Origin of the sequence: Bacillus sp. JJ1474 (assembly GCF_036965225.1) — a bacterium.
GTDB lineage: Bacteria > Bacillota > Bacilli > Bacillales > Cytobacillaceae > Cytobacillus.
This window is the reverse complement of sequence record NZ_JBALPC010000140.1, coordinates 396-17,750: the sequence shown is the minus strand read 5'-3', so window position 1 is coordinate 17,750 and position 17,355 is coordinate 396. Positions and strand designations below refer to the sequence as shown.

Below are 17,355 nucleotides of genomic sequence, written 5' to 3'. Positions count from 1 at the left end.
TACTAAAATGTCAACGACAGAAAGAACACGTCTAGGAATTGGAAGGTCCTTTCAAATTACAAATGTTTTTCCTAATTTAACTGTTCTGGAGAATGTCAGGCTGGCAGTACAGTCCCAAGCGGGAACACGCCTTCAAATGCTTGCTCATTATCGGAAATATAAAGTTTTTGAGGAAAAGGCAGAAGAATGGCTAGAGCTCGTTCTTCTCCAAAATAAAAAAGAGATTTTAGCTAAAAACTTAGCCCATGGGGAAAAAAGAAAGCTGGAAATTGCCATGCTATTAGCCTTGAATACAGAGGTTCTTCTCCTTGACGAGCCGACAGCTGGAATGTCCGTTGAAGAGGTTCCTGCTATCTTGGAGGTTATTAAAAAAATAAAGCAAGGGAAGGATCGAACAATCATCTTAATTGAACACAAAATGGATATGATTCTGGATTTATCTGACACTGTCATGGTTCTATTCAATGGGAGATTACTAGCAGACGGAACTCCAGAGGAAATCATGAAAAACGAGACTGTTCAGTCCGCGTATTTAGGGGGTCTGTACGATGACAGTTCAATTAAAGCTTAATGACATTGAGACGCATATTGGACAATATCATATTTTGCAGGGAGTTTCATTTGAAGCGCGAAAAGGAGAAGTAACAGTACTGCTTGGGAGAAATGGTGCAGGAAAAACGACAACCCTAAGAACCATTATGGGGCTGAATCCTCCCTCAAAAGGGACGATTTTTTACAAAGGGGAAGGAATCGAAGGCTTGCCAACATACAGTGTGGCACAGAAAGGGATTGGGTACGTCCCTGAGGATCAAGGGATTTTTGCTGGATTGACGGTTGAGGAAAATATGAAGGTAGCAATGAAAAATGAAGATGATGAAACGAAGGCAAGGCTTGAATGGATATTAGGCTTATTCCCTGATTTAAAGACATTTTGGAAGAAGCAGGGAGGGCTTTTAAGTGGTGGGCAAAAACAAATGCTGTCTATTGCGAGAGCCTATATTAATGATAATGATTTGCTTTTAATAGACGAGCCAAGCAAGGGTCTGGCACCAATTGTAGTGGAAAAGGTGATGGAAACCATTCTGCAAATGAAGGAGCAGACAACCATTGTCCTCGTTGAACAAAATTTTATAATGGCCAGTACAATTGGCGATCAATTCTACATTATTGACGATGGCCGGACAGTGAGCGAAGGACATATGGCCCAGTTAAAAGAAGATGCAGACATGCGGAGAAAGTATTTAGGAATTGCGTAAAGAAAGGAGGAAAAGATGTGGATGTTTTAATCACTCTGACATTAAACGGATTAGCGACTGGAATGCTTATATTTCTGCTTGCCGCTGGTTTAACGTTAATTTTTGGTCTCATGGATGTATTAAACTTTGCTCATGGCGGGCTTTTTGCATGGGGAGCCTATAGCGGGACTTGGCTATATGCGACAACAGGCAGTTTCTTCATTGCGATTGCAGGAGCTATTGTTACAGGACTGATTCTCGGATTACTTACTGAAAGATGGATTATCAAACCGGTCTACGGAAATCATATTCAGCAAATTTTAATTACTCTTGGTCTCATGCTAGTCTTGTCCGAGTTATTAAAGGTTGTGTGGGGACCTAATCAATTATCTGCTGCACCACCCCCGTATTTAGCTGGAAGCTGGGAGATTGGAAACGTCATCATTATAAAATATCGAGTATTTATTATCGCCATTGGCTTGCTCGTGTTCGGAATTGTTCAATATATTTTGAAAAACACAAAAATTGGATTGATCGTAAGGGCTGGCGTCATGGATAAAGAAATGGTGCAATCGCTTGGCATTAACATTAAGAGAGTGTTTATGTTTGTTTTTATGGTTGGTGCGGGAATGGCAGCTCTTGGAGGAGTTATGCTTGGTCCTTATTCGGGTGTCATCTACGCAGAGATGGGCCTCGAGTTTGCTATTTTAGCTTTCATTGTTGTTGTTATTGGAGGGATGGGTAGCTTTCCGGGCTCTATTTTAGCTGCCATATTAGTAGGCTTATCCGGATCATTTATGGCGTATTACGTTCCTTCACTTTCTTTAGCTGTCAATATGCTGTTAATGGCCATCGTATTAATTTTTAGACCACAAGGCTTGTTTGGATTAAAGGGGTGAGGAAGATGAGAATATTAGCTGCAAGCAGAATGAATTTTGTGTACTTAATAACGGCAATATTTCTCCTTATTTTGCCATTTGTCTATGAATCTAGAACACTGTTAATTTTGCTGACACAAGTGTTTATATTTGCGATTTTTGCGATGAGCTATGATATTTTACTAGGCTTTACCGGAATTGTTTCCTTCGGTCATGCCATGTTTTTTGGAATTGGCGCTTACACAATAGGCGTCTTTATGAAACGGTTTGATCCAACTATTCCGTATCTTTTATTAGCTGTTTTAGTAACGATTATTTTAACATCCATTGTGAGCTTGATACTGGGACTGCTAACTTTAAGGCTAAAAAGTCATTTCTATGCGATGTTAACACTTGCCTTCTCGGGGCTTTTCCTCGTTTTGGCTGAAAAGTGGCGAACGGTTACGTATGGCAATGACGGCTTTACCTTTCGAATTCCAGAATTATTTAAAGACCGGACCGATTTTTATCTCATTTGTCTTGTCATGATGATTTTGGTATTTGCGATTCTTAAAAGATTCACGAATTCCCCTTTAGGAAGAGTCCTGCAGGCCATTCGGGAAAATGAACAAAGAACAGAATCCCTCGGCTACAGCATCCTCCATTATAAAGTCATTGCGAGTGTCATATCGGGGGTAATAGCAGGAATGGCTGGTCTTCTCTATTCTATGTCACTGCGATTTGTTAATACGAGTGTGTTCACAATGGATATAACACTGGATGCATTGCTCATGACTATAATTGGAGGAGTGGGAACGTTAGTCGGTGCGATCATTGGGGCTGGCCTAATAGAATTTGCCCATCACTGGCTAACTGAATTGGCAAAGGTCCACTGGATCTTTGAACGCTGGATCATCTTCTTCGGGATTATATATATTTTGGCCGTTATGTTCTTCCCTATGGGGATTGTAGGAACGTTAAAAAAGCTGAAACTAACGCGAAAGAAAAAAGAGGAGAGTAAAGCAGAAGAGAAAATTGCCAGTTAGGGGGAGCAGGATGGAGCAGAAACAAATTGCCTCTTTCATCGTCCGCTTTCATTTAGCAGACATTGATGAACATACCGGAAAGAAAAAATGGCGCATTAAAGTATCCCATGTTCAAGAGGATATAGAAATACTATTCGAATCAATCGAAGATGCGATGAATTTCATGAAAAATATTATTGGGGATTAATAGAAAAGCGGAGGCGCCTTCGGAACAATCAAAGGGCAATTGTTCCTGCGATGTATATTCGCAGAAGCTTTCCTTTGTGCCCAGGGGCGACAAGCATAAGACAGTCCGGCAGGAAGGTTGTAATTTAACCTTCTTGTCGGAATGGCTTATGACCTCGAGCCCCTAGGCGCCGCAGCTAGACAAATAGAAAAGCGGAGGCACCGGGGCGAGATAATGAGGAATGAGGTGAGAACGTGAATATCGGCATTCTTAGTACTGGAATCTATCTGCCCGAAGAATATATAACTGGTGAAGAAATTGCATTGAAGGCAGGAATTCCGCAAGAGATTGTTGAAGGTAAAATGGGGATAAAAAGGAAGACTATTCCTGGACCGGAAGATCACACATGTCTAATGGGAATTAGAGCTGCAGAAAAAGCGATTAAAAAAGCGAATTTAGATCCATTAACTATTGATCTCGTCATCTATATTGGCGAAGAATATAAGGAATATCCGCTTTGGACAGCAGGTATTAAGCTGCAGGAGGAAATTGGGGCGTTAAATGCCTGTGCTTTCGATGTGGCACTTCGCTGTGGAACGACCGTCATGGCGCTAAAGGTAGCAAAAAATATGATGATCGCAGATCCGGCAATCAATACTGTTCTTTTAGCCGGCGGTTATCGGAATGGGGATTTTATTGATTACCATAACCCTCGGACAAGATTTATGTATAATCTTGGGGCAGGCGGAGGGGCGATTATTTTACAAAAAGACTGCAAGAGGAATTTATTATTGGAGACGGAGCTGCTGACAGACGGTTCTTTTTCCGAGGATGTTGTCGTTGTGGCAGGCGGGACGAAAAATCCGCTGACAAGGGAAGCGTTAGAGGAAGGGAAATATAAACTTGATGTTCTTGATCCTGCTGGGATGAGAGAGCGCCTCGAAAAAAAATCGATGAAGAACTTCCTGCATGTTATTCGTGAATCTGTCCGGAAAAGTGGATACAAGGAGAAGGATATTTCCTATATCGGGATGCTTCATATGAAGAAGTCTGCTCATGATTATGTTTTAAAGGAGTTAGGATTAACTAAAGAAGATTCAATCTATTTAGAGGAATATGGGCATATAGGTCAAATTGATCAAATTTTATCTTTAGAGCTTGCTGAAAGATCTGGGAAATTGAAAAACGGTGATGTCATTGTACTAGTCAGTGCTGGCATTGGCTATGCTTGGGGAGCTTCTACAATTAGATGGGGAGAGTGATTCAGAAGTGACAGAAATAATGATAAAAAACGTAAGTCTGCCGAATGGGGAAATGATTTTCTATCGTGAAAGATTAGGTGGAACTAAAAAAGTTCTGCTTGTCCACGGCAATATGAATTCCTCAAAGCATTGGGATGTTGTTCTTGAAAACATGGATCCTAAATACAAGCTTTATGCAATCGATCAGAGAGGCTTTGGACTATCAAGCTATCAAAATCCGATCTATTCAATTAAAGAGCTAGCCGATGATATTGACCATTTTACGAAGGCAATTGAATTGAAGGATTTTTCAATAATCGGATGGTCTACGGGAGGCACTGTTAGTATGCAATACGTTGCCGACCATCCCGAAATGTGCGATAAAATGATCTTGCTAGCATCAGGTTCCACAAGGGGATATCCACTATATGAATCAGATGAAAAGGGGATGCCTGACTTAAATCGGCGTGTTGAAACTTATGCCCAGTCAAAGAGCGAGAAAGCAAAAGTCATCACTACCGAGCAAGCATACGCAACGAAAAATCGTGAATTATTAAGAATGATTTATGATGCTGTTATTTATACAAAAAACAAACCTGAACCAGAACGCTACGAAGAGTATATAGATGATATGCTTACCCAAAGAAATTATGCTGAAATTCTCCATGCCTTGAATACGTTTAATATTAGTCAGACATTTAATGGATTAATAGAAGGAACAGGGGATGCAGGGAAAATCAAAATACCAACACTCGTCCTCTTAGGTGACAGGGATTTAGTGATCACGAGACAAATGAATGAAGAAATCATGGAGGATATTGGGGAGAATGCAAGCTTTGTAGAATTAAAGGATTGCGGTCATTCCCCGCTGATCGATGATTGGGAGCAGTTGCTGCAAGTGATGTCGGAATTTTTAGATAGATGAAGGAGTTGAAAACATGAGACTTAAAGATAAGGTCGCCATTATTACTGGGGCTGCCAATGGAATTGGACTTGCTGCCGCACAAATTTTTGCAAGGGAAGGCGCAGCTGTAGCACTCGCTGATTTTGATGCAGATCTAGGAGCCGAAAGAGCTAGAGAGCTGAAGGAGCAAGGATATCATGTTCATTTTTTTCAGGTAAATGTGGCGGACCGAGAAAGCATCGATCAAATGGTTGCAGCTGTGAAAAATACTTTCGGCAAAATAGATATTTTAATCAATAATGCAGGAATTACAAGAGATGGCATGCTGTCAAAGCTGTCTGCAGAAGATTTTCAGTCTGTTCTTGATGTAAATTTAACAGGGGTTTTCCATTGTACACAAGCGGTATTGCCTTTCATGATTGAACAAGGAAAAGGGAAAATCATTAATACTTCATCTGTTTCAGGTGTATATGGCAATATTGGCCAAACAAATTATGCTGCGACTAAAGCGGGAGTAGTCGGGATGACAAAAACGTGGGCAAAGGAGCTTGGTCGTAAAGGGATTAATGTTAACGCAGTAGCCCCAGGGTTTATTGACACCGGTATGACGGCTAAGGTCCCAGAAAAGGTGATCGGACAAATGAAAATGATGATACCGCTAGGGCATCTCGGAAGCCCCGAGGATATTGCCAACGCCTATTTATTCTTAGCCTCTAATGAATCGGATTATGTTAATGGTACGGTTCTTCATGTAGATGGCGGGATTATGATGTAACTTCTATGTAACTCTCTTTCTTTAATATAATGGTATCTTGATTGAAGGAGAGATTATAGTGGGGTGGGAACTCGATTGGCTGGAGAATAGAGCGAGATTATCACCGGCTTCTGTTGCCATCATTGAAGCCGATACGAATCTGAAGCGGACATATGATGAAGTAAATAAGCGTGCCCAAGCAATAGCCTGCTGGCTGAATCATCAAGGGGTGAAAAAGGGCGATCGGGTAGCTTTACTATCACCTAATCATATAAGTTATTTTGATTTTTTGTTTGCTTGCGGTAAGCTTGGAGCAGTATTTGTACCGGTCAATTGGCGATTATCTGGTGAAGAGATTAAATATATACTTAACGATTGTAATCCTAAAATCATTGGCTGTCATAGCGATTTTACAGAACTGCTGAAGGGCAATTGCATGGATGGAACTCAATTGATGCAAATCAATAACGAGCAGTATGAAGAGTTAGCAACTGGAGATAGAGTAGATAGGATTGAAAGTCATTTAAGCGAAACAGATCCTTTAGTCATTATCTATACGGGAGGGACAACAGGGAATCCAAAGGGGGTTGTTCTTTCACATCAATCCATTTTATGGAATGCTATGAATACCATTATAAGCTGGAATTTGACGAATAGAGATAAAACCCTTACGTATTTGCCATTATTCCATACTGGAGGATTGAACGCTCTTTCAATTCCTTTGCTAATGATTGGCGGGACAGTAGTTATTGCTGATTATTTTGAACCTGTAAAAGCGATGCAGTTCTTAAATTTGTATAAATGCTCAATCGTTTTGTTTGTACCGACCATGTACCATATGATAACGGAATCACCTGAATTTACAAAAACCAGCTTTCCCTATACAAAAGTATTTCTTTCTGGAGGAGCACCTTGCCCGTTAGAAATATATGGGAAGTTCAAGCAAAAAGGACTTCCATTTAAAGAGGGCTACGGATTATCAGAGGCCGGTCCGAATAATTTTTTTATTACAACTGATCAAGCAGTCGTAAAAAAGGGGTCAGTCGGAAGGCCAATGATTTTCAATGAAATCATGCTTGCTAAAGAAGATGGGTCAGAAGCAAATATCAATGAGGTCGGAGAGGTACTGATAAAGGGAAAGCACGCCTTCAGTCATTATTGGAACAATGAAAAAGCAACAAAGGAAACCGTTAAGGATGGCTGGCTTTATACAGGCGATTTAGCGAGAAAAGATTCAGATGGATTTTTCTATATAGTAGGCAGGAAGAAAGAAATAATTATTACAGGGGGAGAAAATGTATATCCCCTAGAGGTTGAGCAATGGTTATCTGCACATCCAGAAGTCAATGAAGCTGCAGTTATTGGGCTTCCTGATCGAAAATGGGGGGAAGCAGTTTCTGCCTTCCTCACTCTCAAAGACAAGGCTGTTATTACAGATGAGGAAATTAGAATCTATTGCAGTACCAAATTAGGCAAATATAAAATCCCAAGAAACATTTTTGTCTTAAAGGAAATGCCCAAAACGCCTGTCGGTAAAGTGGATAAAAAAGAATTAAAGCGGATGGGGATTGAAAAGTCCATAGTGAAAGATTGTTAGCAGCGCGATCATCAGTCGCGCTTTTTGTATTTTTCGGCATTTTATTTACCATTAATTTAACTTCGGTCAATCCAAACAAATGCTCTCCTATATGTTAAAATATTTAATAGAATATGGAACGTAATGTCGAAAGGAAGAGAGGCTATCTATGTCCGTTCGTTTATTAATTGGCCGCTCAGGTAGTGGAAAAACAGACTATTGTTTAAATGAAATAAGGGCTGAATTAAAAAGGGATCCAATTGGGGAGCCGCCACTTATTTACTTAGTCCCTGAGCAAATGACATTTCTATCAGAATATAAATTAATTTCAACACCGGGTCTTGGCGGTATGATCCGCAGTCAAGTATATTCCTTCACTCGCCTTGCCTGGAAAATACTTCAGGAAACAGGCGGTATTAGCCGCTATCATTTAAACAGTGTCGGGATTAATATGTTAATTCGAAAAATCATTGACGAGAAAAAGGATAGTCTAAAGCTTTTTCAGCGTGCTGCCGATAAAAATGGATTTATTCAGCAAATAGAACAAATGATGACGGAATTTAAAAGATATTGTGTTCAACCTGAAGAGCTTGCAGAGAAACAAGCTCAACTAACACAAGGAGATAAAACAAATAAGGCTCTCCAAGATAAACTTCACGATCTTGAGCTCATTTACAGAAGCTTTGAAGAATCACTTATTGATAAATATGTAGATTCCGAGGATTATTTTCGACTCTTAGCGGAAAAAGCGGCACAGTCTGAATATTTACAGAGAGCAGAAGTCTATATTGATGGATTTTATAGCTTTACACCCCAAGAATTTATGATTGTTGAGCAGTTGATAAAACATTGTAAGAAAGTAACGATCGCTTTAACCCTAGATCAGCCATTTAAGCACAACCCACCTAATGAACTGCATCTCTTTAGAATGACAGGCGAAACTTGCCAGACTATTTATGAAATCGCTGCACGAAACGGACTTCAAGTAGAAGAAGTAATCTTAAACGGCCAGAATAGATGGGAAAAGCAATCTTTAAAGCATCTTGAAGAAAAGTTCGAATCACGCCCAGCGGAAGGATATAAAGGGGAGACAGCTGTTCATATAGGCCATGCAGCAAATCGCAGGGCAGAGATTGAAGGCATTGCCAGAAAAATAAATCAGCTTGTGCGACTAGAAGGGCTTCGATATCGTGATATTGCCATATTATCAAGAAATGGCCAGGATTATTTTGATATCATCGGAACGATCTTACATGATTATCAAATACCTTATTTTATCGATCAAAAAAGAACGATGCTGCATCATCCGCTTGTTGAGTTAATACGTTCCACTCTTGAAGTGATAAACGGAAATTGGAGATATGAGCCGATTTTTAGAGCAGTAAAAACAGAATTATTATTTCCGGCAAAAGTAAATGCTCAACATTTACGGGAACAAATGGACAGGCTTGAGAACTATTGCTTAGCCTATGGCATTCAAGGAGATAAATGGACGAACAAGAAAAGATGGATTTATCGAAGAATTAGAGGGCTAGAGTTTGAAAGCTTTGCACAAACGGATGCAGAAAAAGAAATCGAGCAGGAGCTAAATGATCTAAGAGATATAATAACGGGTCCAATCCTCAGACTATCACGCCGCTTAAAGAAAGCTCATTCGGGGCGGCAATACTGTGAAGCTGTCTATTTATACCTCGAAGAATTAGACGTTCCGGCTAAAATGGAGCGCTGGAAGCTTGAAGAAGATGAGAAGGGCAATCTAGTGAAATCCCGTGAACACGAGCAGTCTTGGAATGCCATTATGGAGCTGCTTGACCAATATGTAGAAATGCTCGGGGAAGAGGAACCTACATTGAAGCAGTTTGCTTCCATCCTTGAAGCTGGAATGGAGTCTCTTCGTTTTACCCTAATCCCGCCAGCATTGGATCAGGTTATGGCTGCTGATTTGGACATGTCGCGTCTTTCTGATATTAAAGCAGCCTTTATCATCGGAATGAATGATGGTGTTTTTCCAGCTAAATTTTCTGAGGATGGGCTGTTAGCTGACAGTGATCGGGAACAGCTCCTTGTTAACGGATTAAAAATTGCTCCTGCCAGCAAAACACGGCTGCTAGATGAAGAATTTATAGCCTATAAAGCATTTGCCACACCTTCTGATTGGCTATTTATAAGCTATCCGCTTGCCAATGAGGAAGGAAAAGCATTGCTCCCGTCTTCCTATATAAAAAGATTAACAGATTTATTGCCTGATTGCGTCCACCATGATTATTTATCAGATCCTGCAGAGCTGCCGGAAATAGAACAGCTGGAGTATGCAGCAAATCTGCACACGTCCTTAGCTTATTTAACATCCCAAATGCAGCTAAAGAAAAGAAATTATCCGATTTATGATTTCTGGTGGGATATTTATAATTATTTCTTACAACATGAACAATGGAGAGGTCAGGCTCTTAAAGTTTTATCAAGTTTAAATTTCGAGAATCATACAAAGCCATTAGGAGAAGAATTGAGCAAGGATTTATATGGAGATGTCATTCAAGCAAGTGTTTCAAGAATGGAGCTATTTCACGGATGTCCTTTTTCACATTTTGCCCAGCATGGATTAAAGCTAAGAGAACGTCAAGTATTCCGTCTTGAAGCTCCCGATATCGGGGAATTATTTCATGCTGCGTTAAAATACATCGCCGAAACCGTAATGAGCAACAAGCTTTCCTGGACTGATTTAACTAGACAGCAATGTGAAATCCTAGCGCAAGAGGCGGTCGAAATGCTCGCTCCAAAATTACAAAATGAAATCCTGCTCAGCTCCAATCGTCATTATTATATTAAAAGGAAGCTGGAGCAAATTATTAGCCGTGCCTCTTATGTATTAAGTGAGCATGCAAAGATGAGCGGATTTTCACCAATAGGTCTTGAACTCGGCTTTGGACCTAAGGGGGATCTGCCTCCTCTTACATTCCCGCTAAAAAATGGCTCGAAAATGGAGCTAATTGGCAGGATCGACCGTGTGGATAAAGCAATGGACAAGGATGGTGTATTTTTAAGAGTCATAGACTACAAATCGAGTTCGAAGGATATAAACGTTAATGAAGTCTACTATGGCTTAGCCCTGCAGATGTTGACTTACTTAGATATTATTATCTCCCATTCTCATACATTGATTGGGACTGAAGCTAGTCCAGCAGGGATTTTATATTTCCATGTCCACAATCCTATGATCAGCACTTCAAAAATGCTCACATTAGATGATATTGAGCAGGAGATATTTAAAAAGTTTAAAATGAATGGCCTCATATTAGGGGAAGAAAATGTAATTAAGCTAATGGATCAGACTTTAGATAACGGTGACTCGTCCATCATTTCTGCAGGCTTTAAGAAGGACGGCACGCTGTCTAAACGCTCCAAAATCGCAAGCAAGCAAGAATTTGATCATCTCCGTCAGTATGTCCGTAAAATGTATACAAAGACAGGAAATCAAATTACAGAAGGAAAAGTGGACATTTCTCCTTATAAAATGAAGGATAAAACACCTTGTACATTTTGTTCCTTTAAGCCTGTATGCCAATTCGATGAGTCACTAGGAGCAAATGAATACCGTAAGCTAGTTTCTCAGCCGAAAGACGAAGTGCTTGCTAGTATTCGAAAGGAGGTAGGGAAGGATGAAATTAACTATTCCAGCTAAGCCAGCGAATGTTACATGGACCGATGATCAATGGAAAGCGATTATGGCAAAGGGCCAGGACATTCTTGTTGCAGCAGCAGCAGGTTCCGGGAAAACGGCTGTCCTTGTTGAAAGAATCATTAATAAAATTGTATCTGAGGAAGATTCAATCAATGTGGATGAGCTGCTAGTTGTGACATTTACGAATGCCTCGGCAGCAGAAATGAGACACCGGATTGGAGAAGCCCTTGATAAAGCGATTAATGCAAATCCTAAATCTGCCCATTTACGAAAGCAGCTGAGCCTCTTAAATAAAGCATCAATCTCTACACTTCACTCTTTTTGTTTGGAAATGGTCAGAAAATATTACTATTTGCTCGATATTGATCCTAGCTTTCGAATAGCTGACGAAACAGAGGCACAGCTTTTAAGAGATGAAGTGCTTGAGGATCTTTTCGAAGAGGAGTATGGAAAAGAAGGCAACGATCCGTTTTATGCTCTTGTTGATACTTTTACGAATGATAGAAGCGACACTGCCTTACAAGATATTATCAGGGATATATATGATTTTGCACGCTCAAATCCTTCACCTGATGAATACCTTGATTCCATCATCGAAATGTATAACGTTGATGAAAATAGTGAAATCGAACAGATGCCTTTTGTACAGTCCCTATTACAGGATATGGATCTGCAGCTGAAAGGGGCAAAGCAGCTTCTTGAATATGGGCTTGAACTAACAAAGCTGCCTGGAGGCCCTGCACCAAGAGCAGAAAACTTTGTTGACGACCTTCATGTTGTCCATACATTAATGGAAGCGAAAAAGGACTCCTGGGAAACGCTTTACGAGGCGATGCAATCTTGGTCATTTGGCAGAGCAAAAAATTGCAAGGGCGATGAGTATGATAGCGAATTAATTGAAAAGGCCAAGAAGCTGAGAGATAAGGCCAAAAAAATCATTCAAGATCTTCAGGATGAGCTTTTTGCCCACAAGCCGGAAAGCTTTCTGCGAGATATGAAGGAAATGAAGCAACATATTGAGACACTCGTCTATATTGTGAAGGAATTTTCCATTCGGTTTAATCGAATAAAGATAGAAAAAGGTTTAGTGGATTTTGCTGATCTTGAGCATTTCTGTTTATATATACTTTCTGAAAAGAGTGACGATGGAATTTTAACACCTTCAGATGCAGCCGTTGCCTGCAGAAATCAGTTTAAGGAAGTTCTTGTTGATGAGTATCAGGATGTGAACATGGTCCAGGAAGCGATACTTCAGCTAGTGACCCTGGACTCAGAGCATTCGGGAAACCTTTTTATGGTGGGTGATGTGAAGCAATCTATTTACCGTTTCCGGCTTGCAGAACCGAATCTATTCTTAAGCAAGTACAACAGGTTTGAGAAAAATGGAGAAGAAGCCGGCTTAAGAATTGATCTTGCCAGAAACTTTAGAAGCCGTAAAGAAGTGCTGCACGGAACGAACTATATTTTTAAACAAATTATGGGTGTTTCTGTTGGTGAAATTGAATATGACGAAGCCGCAGAGCTGAAAGCAGGTGCTCCATATTCAGAAGATGACTCCTACCCCATTGAATTAACGGTTATCGATTTAGAAGGGACGGAAGAGGAAGAGCCGCAGGACAAAGAGCAGGAAGGGTTTGACGCAGCAGAGCTTGCCCAGTCCCAGCTGGAAGCGAGATTTATGGCGGCAAAAATTAAAGAAATCATTTCTGAGCGGAAGGGCGTATACAATCCAAAAACCAAATCAGGGCGTCCGGCTCAGTATCGGGATATCGTCATTTTGCTGCGCTCGATGACATGGGCGCCTCAGATCATGGAGGAATTTAAGCAACAGGGAATTCCTGTATATGCAAATTTATCAACGGGTTATTTCGAGGCCACTGAAGTATCCATCATGATGTCACTATTAAAAATAATTGACAATCCGTATCAGGATATCCCACTTGCAGCTGTATTAAGGTCCCCTATTGTCGGCTTGACTGAGGAAGACCTGTCCCAAATAAGAATTCAGCATAAGAAGGCTTCGTTTTATGAGGCAATGGCTTCATTTTGTAAGAACAGGCCTGCAATTGATCATGAATCATTGTATGAAAAAGTCCGGACATTCTTTGATCAGCTAATGGATTGGCGCGTAATGGCAAGGCAAGGCTCTCTATCTGAACTCATCTGGCAGTTATATAGAGAAACGAGGTTTTATGATTTCGTAGGCGGCATGCCTGGCGGGAAACAAAGACAGGCGAATCTTCGGGCATTTTATGATCGTGCACGGCAATATGAAGCTACATCGTTTAGAGGATTATTCAGGTTTTTAAGATTTATAGAACGCATGCGGGATAGAGGAGATGATCTCGGTGCTGCACGTGCTTTAGGTGAACAGGAGGATGTTGTTCGCCTGATGACGATTCATAGCAGCAAGGGGCTTGAGTTTCCTTTCGTATTTATAGCTGGGCTTGGACGGAATTTTAATACGATGGATTTGAAAAAAGCCTATTTGCTTGATAAGGATTACGGATTTGCAGCAAAATACGTAAATGCTGAAAAACGAATATCGTATCCATCTCTTCCACAAATTGCTTTTAAAAGGAAAAAGAAGATGGAAATGCTTTCGGAAGAAATGCGCGTTCTATATGTAGCTTTAACGAGGGCAAAGGAAAAGCTTTACTTAGTATCTTCAGTAAAAAGGGCTGAGAAAAAGGTAAACCAATGGCTGCAATTTGCCGAAAATCCAAATTGGCTGTTAAATGAATTTGATCGTGCTTCTGCGACAAGCTTCCTTGATTGGATTGGTCCAGCACTAGTGAGGCATAGAGATTATGAAAGCAGCGTAAGCCCGCTTATTTCCAGTGACATTACCGACCATCCTTCAACATGGAATGTTCAGATTATTAACAGTGAAGAGGTTGCAAACCTTGTTGAAGTGATAGAAACGGAAAAAGACACTTATTTGCAAATGGTATTCTCAGGTGAAGCAGTGCCAGTACAATCGCCATTTAATAGTATGGTTGAGGACCAGTTATCATGGAAATATTCACATTTAGAAGCTTCCAAGAATCGTTCTAAGCAGTCAGTTTCTGAAGTGAAAAGACAAAAGGAAATATTTTCCCAAGAAGATAGTGGGCTAGAAATCATTCATCCAATCAAAAAGCCTTTATTTAACCGGCCACAATTTATGCAAGAAAAGTCATTATCTCCAGCAGAGCGGGGAACTGCCATGCATATGGTTATGCAGCACATTAGCTTTAAAGAACAGGTCACTGTAAATTCAATTGCAGCTAAAATGGATGAAATGGTTCAGAAAGAATTGCTGACAGAAGAGCAGCTTAGAGCCATTGACCCTTCATTAATTGAGCAGTTTTTCCATACTGAGCTAGGGAAAAGAATGATGCAGGCTAGAGAGATTAACCGAGAAATTCCTTTCAGTATTTCTTTGCCTGCAAGCGATATATATCCGGAATGGAAGGGTGAAGAGGAGGCTGTGTTAATCCAAGGGATCATTGACTGTCTTTTTGAAGATGAACACGGCTTCGTATTAGTTGACTATAAAACCGATCAAATTACCGGCCGTTTTAAAGGCGGAATTGACGAAGCAAAAACGGTACTGGAGGACCGTTACCGAGTTCAAATTAATATGTATGCAAGAGCTTTGGAACAAATATTAAAAAGAGACATTCAAGAGAGATACTTATTCTTTTTTGATGGAGCACATATTATTAAATTATAGAAGCGACCGGATAAGGATGTTAGTCCTTATCCGGCCGCTTTTCTTAATTATTCCCTATAATAGGCTGGTCAATTAAGTTTGTATCAAGGACATTGGTACCACTTATACCATTGTTCGTAATAATCAATGCGCCGGTATTTAATGCACCTTGGCCAGAATAGGTTTTCACACTAGTTTTAGGCGATACATTTAGAGCATCTCCAAATTGTACAATACCGCCATCAACATTCATAATTTGTACTGGACCAACAATGGCTGGCATATGAACTCTTCCTTTTACAATTTTTTTATTTTCCCATCTTGCTCTTCATTCAAGCTGTAGCAACTGCCGGATATGCTTAACTCTTGCTTCCATAGAAATATGCTTGCTGCTGCCGATATGGACAACGGAAGATGTAGATATCCCATTAATATCAATATTATTAACCTTAATGGCAGGGTTTAAATGCATGGTTTGCATAGATATGACTTCTTCAATGGGGACGAGGGGAACGCTTATCGTGAAAGCTTTGAAAGATAAGAAATTCCCCTCATTTCCAAAAAAGGTATCTGCTTCACGATGCACGGCTAGGGCACGGGAAAATCCATGAACATAGGTTGAATCGCCAATTTCAATAACAGATGAAAAGATAAGAGTATCTGCCTTAAACTGATCAACAATTGAGGTTCTGCTAAGCATGGCTAATCACTTCGGTGCTAATGGAACAAATGGTCCGACTATTAACGATTCAGGAGGCGTATCAAAAACAGAAGCAAGCTGGATTGTTTGCGTGTCTCCTACCATTAAGAGTGAAGAGCTTGCTACCCCGATAACTCGAATATTACCAACGCAAATATCTCGGTTATACACTTCAAAATTCATTCGTTTCCATTCCTTTCTCTGGTTCTGGTAAATGGCTGATAAAGGTGTGAACCCCGTTTTTAATTTCTTTTTTTAACTTCACCAATATTTCTTCATTGAAATCAGGTACTGTACCTTGTTCCCTATTTGTTGCAGCAAGTTGTTGCTTAAGATGGTAATCAATGCGGTTAGGCAGTTGCTTTTTTATATCTTCCTTAATGAATAAAATATATGATTCATCTACAGATTTATTTAGTGAAAGGGCTGTTTCCTCAATTACGCTCTGTAATTCATTTTCCAAAAATTTATTGATTTCATCCTCGATTTCCATTGATCTTTGGAAATGTGCTTTTGGCTGAAAGGGAGTCTGAATCCCCTTATTATTAATGGCAAAATCCTCAATTTCCTGAAGTTCGGATGGATTTAATCCAATATTTAATGTTCCGTCTAATGATTCAACCTTCAATTGGTCGAATTTATATTCAATTCTATCTACAGTTATTGGTGGTCGTGTCTTCAATTCCTGCGTCTGTTTCTCTAATTCTCTTACCTTTTTTTCTAGGTAAATAATTCTTTTTTCTTGTGCTTCTATAAAAATATGCATTTTTTGCAGGTAAGAGTATAATGTCTGATCCATCCATACCACCTCACTTTTTTCGGAACATCATTGCCACACATTATCTTCCTGCAGAATGTAAAGGCACTGCAGGTGCTTCTAGTGTTGGTTCTCCGCTAATAACACCTACCCCAGGCAGGAGGTGATGAGGAGCAGGCCCTGTAAATCCTCCTGTATTATATAGATAGGAAGCGGGTTTAATAATGCCAGCACTGCCTATCTGCAATACTGAGGAGTTAGTAATACCGCCGATCTTTATGAAATTAATATGAATGGATTGATTAATGTAGAAGTTCATTCTCTTCACCCTACTATTAAACATTTAATAAAATTCCTTGATCCAAACTGTCTGAATCATAGGTGTTCGTACTGCTCTGTTGATTATAAATAGTTAGACCATCACCTGTGTTAAAGGAACCTGCACCAGAAAATGTTTTCGCATTGGCTAGTGGCATGATCTTATAAACATCTCCGATATGAAATACTCCGCTGCTCCCAATAGAAACGACCTGAACGACTCCAACGATAGCTGGCATCTTTGACATCCTTTACACTAATTTCTCTTTATATCCTATGTGCCTATATACAGATTGTGCCTAGAAATATTTGGCTGGACAATTGAATGGTATTTCTCCTATGATAATAGTGTGAATTACATTTTTTTCTCCAAATATGATATGATTGTATCGATTTTAGATAAGGGGGCCATACGATGATTCACT

General features: G+C 40.0%; 17 protein-coding genes. 11 read left to right on the top strand and 6 right to left on the bottom strand.

Annotated elements, in window-relative coordinates; genetic code table 11:
- From V7164_RS16790 to addA, 11 genes are all read left to right on the top strand, one after another.
- The coding region (locus V7164_RS16790) for an ABC transporter ATP-binding protein (protein ID WP_335354657.1) at positions 1-571 on the top strand (571 nt) is incomplete at its 5' end.
- Positions 549-1,256: an ABC transporter ATP-binding protein gene (locus tag V7164_RS16785; RefSeq protein ID WP_335346093.1), complete on the top strand. Its 708-nt coding sequence runs from the start codon at positions 549-551 to the stop codon at positions 1,254-1,256. The genes V7164_RS16790 and V7164_RS16785, both read left to right, overlap by 23 nt.
- A 17-nt stretch (positions 1,257-1,273) precedes the next feature.
- Positions 1,274-2,134, top strand: a complete 861-nt coding sequence (locus V7164_RS16780) for a branched-chain amino acid ABC transporter permease (protein ID WP_335354656.1) — start codon at positions 1,274-1,276, stop codon at positions 2,132-2,134.
- 5 nt (positions 2,135-2,139) lie between these two features.
- The gene (locus V7164_RS16775; protein WP_335348251.1) at positions 2,140-3,138 is read left to right on the top strand and encodes a branched-chain amino acid ABC transporter permease; all 999 of its coding nucleotides are present in this window, start codon (positions 2,140-2,142) and stop codon (positions 3,136-3,138) included.
- Between the two features lie 10 nt (positions 3,139-3,148).
- Entirely contained in the window at positions 3,149-3,325 is a 177-nt protein-coding gene (locus V7164_RS16770) for a hypothetical protein (RefSeq protein ID WP_335348250.1), read from the top strand.
- A 233-nt stretch (positions 3,326-3,558) separates the two neighbouring features.
- Positions 3,559-4,566, top strand: coding sequence for a 3-oxoacyl-ACP synthase (locus tag V7164_RS16765; RefSeq protein WP_335354655.1), 1,008 nt, complete (start codon positions 3,559-3,561; stop codon positions 4,564-4,566).
- Between the two features lie 7 nt (positions 4,567-4,573).
- The gene (phaZ, locus tag V7164_RS16760; RefSeq protein WP_335354654.1) at positions 4,574-5,470 is read left to right on the top strand and encodes an intracellular short-chain-length polyhydroxyalkanoate depolymerase; all 897 of its coding nucleotides are present in this window, start codon (positions 4,574-4,576) and stop codon (positions 5,468-5,470) included.
- Positions 5,471-5,483: 13 nt separating this feature from the next.
- Positions 5,484-6,224, top strand: coding sequence for a 3-oxoacyl-ACP reductase FabG (gene fabG, locus V7164_RS16755; protein ID WP_335347939.1), 741 nt, complete (start codon positions 5,484-5,486; stop codon positions 6,222-6,224).
- Between the two features lie 58 nt (positions 6,225-6,282).
- Positions 6,283-7,800, top strand: coding sequence for an acyl-CoA synthetase (locus V7164_RS16750; RefSeq protein WP_335354653.1), 1,518 nt, complete (start codon positions 6,283-6,285; stop codon positions 7,798-7,800).
- 148 nt (positions 7,801-7,948) lie between these two features.
- Complete coding sequence (addB, locus tag V7164_RS16745; protein ID WP_335354652.1) at positions 7,949-11,458, top strand: helicase-exonuclease AddAB subunit AddB; 3,510 nt, start codon at positions 7,949-7,951, stop codon at positions 11,456-11,458.
- Positions 11,436-15,176, top strand: coding sequence for a helicase-exonuclease AddAB subunit AddA (gene addA, locus V7164_RS16740; RefSeq protein ID WP_335346023.1), 3,741 nt, complete (start codon positions 11,436-11,438; stop codon positions 15,174-15,176). Before addB ends, addA begins: the two co-directional genes overlap by 23 nt.
- 43 nt (positions 15,177-15,219) lie before the next feature.
- Here addA and V7164_RS16735 read toward each other — a convergent pair whose 3' ends face one another.
- Genes V7164_RS16735 through V7164_RS16710 form a run of 6 tightly spaced genes read right to left on the bottom strand, consistent with a single transcriptional unit; the run spans position 15,220 to position 17,169 of the window.
- A complete protein-coding gene (locus V7164_RS16735; RefSeq protein WP_335346022.1) occupies positions 15,220-15,438 on the bottom strand; it encodes a spore germination protein in 219 nt (72 codons plus the stop codon).
- 45 nt (positions 15,439-15,483) lie between these two features.
- Positions 15,484-15,855, bottom strand: a complete 372-nt coding sequence (locus tag V7164_RS16730; RefSeq protein WP_335346021.1) for a spore germination protein GerPE — start codon at positions 15,853-15,855, stop codon at positions 15,484-15,486.
- A 6-nt stretch (positions 15,856-15,861) separates the two neighbouring features.
- Positions 15,862-16,038: a spore gernimation protein GerPD gene (locus V7164_RS16725; RefSeq protein ID WP_335346020.1), complete on the bottom strand. Its 177-nt coding sequence runs from the start codon at positions 16,036-16,038 to the stop codon at positions 15,862-15,864.
- Positions 16,028-16,654, bottom strand: a complete 627-nt coding sequence (gene gerPC, locus V7164_RS16720) for a spore germination protein GerPC (RefSeq protein WP_335346019.1) — start codon at positions 16,652-16,654, stop codon at positions 16,028-16,030. Before gerPC ends, V7164_RS16725 begins: the two co-directional genes overlap by 11 nt.
- A 40-nt stretch (positions 16,655-16,694) precedes the next feature.
- A complete protein-coding gene (locus tag V7164_RS16715; protein ID WP_335346018.1) occupies positions 16,695-16,931 on the bottom strand; it encodes a spore germination protein GerPB in 237 nt (78 codons plus the stop codon).
- A 16-nt stretch (positions 16,932-16,947) separates the two neighbouring features.
- Positions 16,948-17,169 (bottom strand): spore germination protein, encoded by a 222-nt coding sequence (locus V7164_RS16710; RefSeq protein WP_335346017.1) that lies wholly within the window; start codon positions 17,167-17,169, stop codon positions 16,948-16,950.
- Between the last annotated feature and the right edge of the window lie 186 nt (positions 17,170-17,355).

Bases quoted from the DNA above. Each gene is read 5' to 3' on its own strand.
- V7164_RS16710 (WP_335346017.1), bottom strand. From the start codon at position 17,169: ATGCCAGCTATCGTTGGAGTCGTTCAGGTCGTTTCTATTGGGAGCAGC.
- V7164_RS16730 (WP_335346021.1), bottom strand. From the start codon at position 15,855: ATGCTTAGCAGAACCTCAATTGTTGATCAGTTTAAGGCAGATACTCTT.
- V7164_RS16715 (WP_335346018.1), bottom strand. From the start codon at position 16,931: ATGAACTTCTACATTAATCAATCCATTCATATTAATTTCATAAAGATC.
- V7164_RS16725 (WP_335346020.1), bottom strand. From the start codon at position 16,038: ATGAATTTTGAAGTGTATAACCGAGATATTTGCGTTGGTAATATTCGA.
- V7164_RS16770 (WP_335348250.1), top strand. From the start codon at position 3,149: ATGGAGCAGAAACAAATTGCCTCTTTCATCGTCCGCTTTCATTTAGCA.
- gerPC (WP_335346019.1), bottom strand. From the start codon at position 16,654: ATGGATCAGACATTATACTCTTACCTGCAAAAAATGCATATTTTTATA.
- V7164_RS16775 (WP_335348251.1), top strand. From the start codon at position 2,140: ATGAGAATATTAGCTGCAAGCAGAATGAATTTTGTGTACTTAATAACG.
- addA (WP_335346023.1), top strand. From the start codon at position 11,436: ATGAAATTAACTATTCCAGCTAAGCCAGCGAATGTTACATGGACCGAT.
- addB (WP_335354652.1), top strand. From the start codon at position 7,949: ATGTCCGTTCGTTTATTAATTGGCCGCTCAGGTAGTGGAAAAACAGAC.
- fabG (WP_335347939.1), top strand. From the start codon at position 5,484: ATGAGACTTAAAGATAAGGTCGCCATTATTACTGGGGCTGCCAATGGA.
- V7164_RS16785 (WP_335346093.1), top strand. From the start codon at position 549: ATGACAGTTCAATTAAAGCTTAATGACATTGAGACGCATATTGGACAA.
- V7164_RS16735 (WP_335346022.1), bottom strand. From the start codon at position 15,438: ATGCCAGCCATTGTTGGTCCAGTACAAATTATGAATGTTGATGGCGGT.